The 4,132-nt window shown below is 70.4% G+C and carries 5 protein-coding genes; all 5 read left to right on the top strand.

Annotated elements, in window-relative coordinates; all coding sequences use genetic code 11:
• Positions 1–66: 66 nt before the first annotated feature.
• The gene (locus ACW62_RS32670; protein WP_205629757.1) at positions 67–1,008 is read left to right on the top strand and encodes a Mu transposase domain-containing protein; all 942 of its coding nucleotides are present in this window, start codon (positions 67–69) and stop codon (positions 1,006–1,008) included.
• A complete protein-coding gene (istB, locus tag ACW62_RS32665; protein WP_053208307.1) occupies positions 1,005–1,808 on the top strand; it encodes an IS21-like element helper ATPase IstB in 804 nt (267 codons plus the stop codon). The genes ACW62_RS32670 and istB overlap by 4 nt, the downstream gene beginning before the upstream one ends.
• Positions 1,809–1,942: 134 nt before the next feature.
• The gene (locus tag ACW62_RS32660) at positions 1,943–2,263 is read left to right on the top strand and encodes a helix-turn-helix domain-containing protein (RefSeq protein WP_053208306.1); all 321 of its coding nucleotides are present in this window, start codon (positions 1,943–1,945) and stop codon (positions 2,261–2,263) included.
• A gap of 389 nt (positions 2,264–2,652) precedes the next feature.
• Positions 2,653–3,474: a hypothetical protein gene (locus ACW62_RS35560; protein ID WP_205629756.1), complete on the top strand. Its 822-nt coding sequence runs from the start codon at positions 2,653–2,655 to the stop codon at positions 3,472–3,474.
• Positions 3,471–4,016, top strand: coding sequence for a hypothetical protein (locus tag ACW62_RS35555; protein WP_205629755.1), 546 nt, complete (start codon positions 3,471–3,473; stop codon positions 4,014–4,016). The genes ACW62_RS35560 and ACW62_RS35555 overlap by 4 nt, the downstream gene beginning before the upstream one ends.
• Positions 4,017–4,132 lie beyond the last annotated feature (116 nt).

Raw genomic sequence — 4,132 nt, 5'->3', positions numbered from 1 at the left:
GTGCAGGCATGATCTCCTCTTCCCGGTTAGATCATGCCCTCCAGCGATCCCAGGCCGGTTCAGATCGTGCAGGTCGGACGGCACTACGGGACGCAGGTTCACACGTGCATCCCGTATGACCCGCAGTCCAAGGGCGGGTCGGAGTCGACGGTGCGGATCGCGAAGGCCGATCTCGTGCCCACCGAGGCCAACCTGCGCGGCGAGTACGACTCGTTCGCCGAGCTAGAGCAGGCGTGCGACCAGTTCTGCGTGAAGGTCAACACTCGCCGGCACCGCGAGACCGGCCGGGTCCCCGCCGACGCGCTGGCCGACGAGCGGGCCAGGTTGCACGTCCTGCCGTCGGCGCCACACACGATGGCGCTCGGACAGACACGCCTGGTCGGCACCGATCAGACGGTCCGGTTCGGGTCGGTGCGGTACTCGACCCCGCCCGGCCTGGTCGACGCCGAGGTCTGGGTCCGCGTCGCCGGGGCGGACCTGGTGATCGTCGCCGACCTCGACGCCCTGCCCGCCCGTCCTTCGTGGGCAGCGGATCGCCGGGGTCTGGTCGAGGTCGCCCGCCACGCCACCTCGACGCCGGGGAACCCGCGCATCGACCTGGGCCACTACCCCGGCCACCCGCAGGACCCGACCGGGGCGCCACGCCCGCCGCGGCCGAAGGCCCGCACCCGCGACGAGACCGACTTCCTCGCCCTCGGCGACGGCGCCACCACGTGGCTGATCGAGGCCTCGGCGGCCGGGACGACCCGGATCTGGGCCAAGATGGCCGACGCCGTCGCGCTCGCCGCCCTCGTCGGGCAGGCCAGGGCCGACGAAGCCCTCGGCGTCGCGGCCGCCGCGGGCCGGTTCGCCGAGACCGACCTGGCCTCGATCGTCGACCACCTCGCCGCCGGCGCCCCGTCTGCCGACCTCGTGACCGTCGACGAGGCCTACTCCGCCCAGCCCGGCACCAACACCTGGGCCGGCTTCACCACCACCAGCCAGACGAGCAGGGAGACGAGCCGATGACCAGCACCACGACCCGCGTCAAGAGCACCAGCCCGGTCACGGCGCCGCCACTGCCGGACGACCTGACCGACATCCTCAAGCGGATGCGCCTGCCCTACCTGCGCGCCGCCGCCCCCGACGTCCTCGCCACCGCGAAGTCCCAGCGATGGGACCCGGCCGAGGTCCTACGGGTCCTGCTCACCGAGGAGGTCCGCGGCCGCGACGAGGCCACCCGGGCCATGCGCCGCAAGAGCGCCGGGCTGCCGACCGGCAAGACGTTCGCGTCCTGGCGCGAACACGACTCCTCGATCCCCGCACCGACCCAGTCCGCGCTGGGAACCCTGGAATGGGTCGGCCGGACCGAGAACCTCGCGATCACCGGCCCGTCCGGCACCGGCAAGACCCACTTCGTCGAAGCCCTGGCCCACCAGGTCATCGACGCCGGAATGCGCGTGTCCTGGTTCACCCTGGAGTCCCTCACCACCGCGATCAGCCGCGCCAGCGCCGACGGATCGATCGCCAAGACCATCGCGAAGATCACCCGCGCCGAGCTCATCGTCGTCGACGACATCGGCATGCTCCCGTCCGGACAAGCAGCCGCCGAAGCGTTCTACCGCCTCGTCGACGCCGCCTACGAACGCCGCAGCCTCGCCGTCACCAGCAACATCCACCCCGCCGGGTTCGACACCATCATGCCCAAGACACTCGCCACCGCCGCCGTTGACCGGCTCCTGCACCACGCCCACGTCATCGTCACCGAGGGCACCTCACTACGCCTCGCCGAGGCCACCGGCGGACGCGGGGTGGTCCCCTTGACCTGACCAACGGGAGATCAACAGTCCGCGGACAGGGAGATCAACTGTCCGCCAGCAGGGAACCAACCTGTCCGCCCAAAGGGAAGTCCCACTGTCCCTTGACAGCCTGGAGAACCGATTCGAGGGGAGGGTGTGAGCCGATGCGATGGAACCTGCGGTTGAAAGCCGCCGAGCGCGGCATCTGGAAGTCCACCGAGCTGCGCCGGATGCTGGCCGACGCCGGGCTGGAGATCAGCGCGGGGAAGATGTCGGCGTTGTGGACCGGGACCCCGACCACGATCCGCCTCGACGACCTCGACGTGATCTGCGCGGTGCTCGACTGCGACCCGACCGCGTTGTTGATCCCGGAACCGGAGAAGGTCGCCGCTCGCCGCCGCGACGAGCCGATCACCGAGACCGGGACCGGCTCGCCGACCGTGACGCCACGGTTCGGCAAGCCCCGCTCCGAACCGCCGCTGTGACCCCGGCGGCGGGACCGTCCGCCGCGGTGCGTCCGCCGCCGAAGTGTCACGCCTGCCAGGTCAACCGCGTCGCGTGGGTCAAACCCCGCGTGGACTACTGCTACCGATGTCTGCCCGGCGGGCCGTTCACCCCACCGCCGTGCACCGGCTGCGGCTCGCTCGACTACTTCAGCCAGGGCAGGTGCGCCACCTGCCATCCCGGCGGGCCCCAGTATCTGAGCGCCTGCCGCGACTGCCTGTCCTGGGGCGTGTATCGGCGCCACAACTGGCAGTGCTGGTCGTGCCGTTGGTGGTCGCAGCACTACCCGATGGGCGAGTGCGACTACTGCCGCCGAGAAACCCGGATCGGTGAGCAGCAAGCGTGTCGATTGTGCCTGGAGCAGTCCAGGATGCTGCAGGAACCCGGCCGCGCCCTCACCCTCGCCGTCGCGAACGAGCACGGCCAGCAGCTGTTCTTCGCGAACATGCACTTCCAGCGTCGCCGCACCCGGCGTCTGGAGCCCGAGCACCGCGGCGTGGGTGGCCCGCCGAAGAGGAACTTCGCCCCCTCGCGGTGGCGGCAGCTCACGCTGTTCGGCCTCGAACCCGACCCCGTGCTGGTCCAGGCCCGTGCGTTGAAGGCCGACAGCGAGCTGCTGACCTACTGCAAGGGCGTCGTCGCCGAGCACGCCGAGAGGTTCGGGTGGAGCAAGCGGCAACGCAACGACGTGGTCCGTTCCCTGCGGCTGCTGCAGGTCCTGCAGGACACTCCGGGCGCGATGATCCGAGCCACCGACGTGGCGCAGCTGCCCCGCTATGACGGCAACATCGTCTCCACCCTCGACGTCCTGGCCGCCGCGGGACTGCTCATCGACGACCGGCCCACCCGGATCGAGAACTACTTCGCCGGCAAGACCCACCTGCTGCCGCCGACCATGAGAGCCCAGCTCGAGGTGTGGCTTCAGGTCATGCTCGCCGGGTCCGACACCGCGCCGCGGCAACGCTCCCGCGACCCGCTGACGGTGCGGATCCACGTCATGGGCATCGCCCCGATCCTGCACACCTGGGCCGCGGCAGGACATGACTCGCTGGCCGAGATCACCCCCGACGACGTGCGCGCCGCGCTGCCCGAACCAGGCTCCACCGTCACTGGGCCGAGCTCGGGCTCCGTTCCCTGTTCGCCACCCTCAAGGCCCGCAAGCTCATCTTCATCAACCCCACCCGCGGCATGAAGATCACCCCGGTCGGTGCTTCGGTGCCGCTGCCGCTGGACACCGACGCGATCCGTGACGCGCTGAACTCGCCCGACCCGGCTGTCGCTCTGGCCGTCGCCCTGGTCGCCTTCCACGCCCTGACCGGCAAACAGATCGCCGAACTGCTGCTCACCGACATCGTCGATGCCCACCTCACCCTCGCCGGGCGCAGCATCCCGCTCGCCGCCCCGGTCCGGGTGCGCCTGACCGCCTGGCTGGACTATCGCGGCCGCACCTGGCCGAACACGATCAACCCGCACCTGTTCATCAGCCAACGCAGCGCACCCCGGCTGCTGCCCGTCGGTCGCCAGTTCCCCTGGCGCAAGACCAGGCTGCGACCCCAGGCGCTGCGCGAGGACCGCATCCTGCAAGAGATCCAGGCCACCGGCGGCGACATCCGCCGCATCTGCGACCTGTTCGGGCTCACCGTCGACTCCGCCGCCCGCTACGCCCGCACCCTCGGCCACCCCGACCTCACCGCGAACGAACACGCGAGTTCGCGAACTCACAACCCCAGATAGGCTCGACATCGCCCTACACCCGCGAGTTCGGGCCCGAAGAGGCTTCAGAATTCCGGGTCTGTCCGATAAACGGTGTGTGAGGCCCGGCGTTTCAATGAGTGGCTCTCTCGAACCGT

The organism is Jiangella muralis (genome assembly GCF_001270745.1).
Classification (GTDB): domain Bacteria; phylum Actinomycetota; class Actinomycetes; order Jiangellales; family Jiangellaceae; genus Jiangella; species Jiangella muralis.
Note: the sequence above shows the minus strand (reverse complement) of the source record. Positions and strands in the feature narration are given on the sequence as shown.

What these genes read in the sequence shown, in the direction of transcription:
- istB (WP_053208307.1), top strand. Translation starts at nt 1,005, where the DNA reads ATGACCAGCACCACGACCCGCGTCAAGAGCACCAGCCCGGTCACGGCG.
- ACW62_RS32660 (WP_053208306.1), top strand. Translation starts at nt 1,943, where the DNA reads ATGCGATGGAACCTGCGGTTGAAAGCCGCCGAGCGCGGCATCTGGAAG.
- ACW62_RS35560 (WP_205629756.1), top strand. Translation starts at nt 2,653, where the DNA reads ATGCTGCAGGAACCCGGCCGCGCCCTCACCCTCGCCGTCGCGAACGAG.
- ACW62_RS35555 (WP_205629755.1), top strand. Translation starts at nt 3,471, where the DNA reads ATGAAGATCACCCCGGTCGGTGCTTCGGTGCCGCTGCCGCTGGACACC.